We start from the raw sequence: 415 nt of genomic DNA, 5'->3' as shown, positions 1-415 counted from the left end.
TCCGTCGCCTCCGCTGCGTCCGTATCGACCTCTGTCTCCGGCTCGGGCTTCGGGGCCGGGATGATCGGCGGTTCGAGCACGGCGAGGATCTTGACGATGTCGTACCGGTGGTGCTGGATCTCGTGGGCGGTGTGCCGGACGATCCAGCTGAGCGAGCGAGGCGCCACGACCGGGTAGTTGTAGAGGCCGAGCTTGCCGAGCTGAGGCGGCGTCAGCACGCGCGCCGCCGCACCGAACTCGCGGGCGAACCGCATCAGCGCCGCCGCGACCTCCATCGGGTCCTGGTCCTCGTACTTCGCCTGCTTCACGCGTCCGGTCCGGTCCATCGGCGCGTAAACCGCCCGGTCCTCCGCCAGCCACTGCGCGATCCGGAAGGTCTGCGTCTCCAGTACGTCGCGCACATGGCACGCGTACT

At 69.2% G+C, this 415-nt stretch carries 1 protein-coding gene; it reads right to left on the bottom strand.

Annotated elements, in window-relative coordinates; genetic code table 11:
- On the bottom strand, window positions 1-401 hold a 401-nt coding region (locus CAY82_RS27645), incomplete at its 3' end, for a hypothetical protein (protein ID WP_218190864.1).
- Window positions 402-415 lie beyond the last annotated feature (14 nt).

The sequence above is a fragment of the Pseudomonas sp. SID14000 genome (genome assembly GCF_002165135.1).
In the GTDB taxonomy this organism is placed as follows: Bacteria; Pseudomonadota; Gammaproteobacteria; order Pseudomonadales; family Pseudomonadaceae; genus Aquipseudomonas.
Note: the sequence above shows the minus strand (reverse complement) of the source record. Positions and strands in the feature narration are given on the sequence as shown.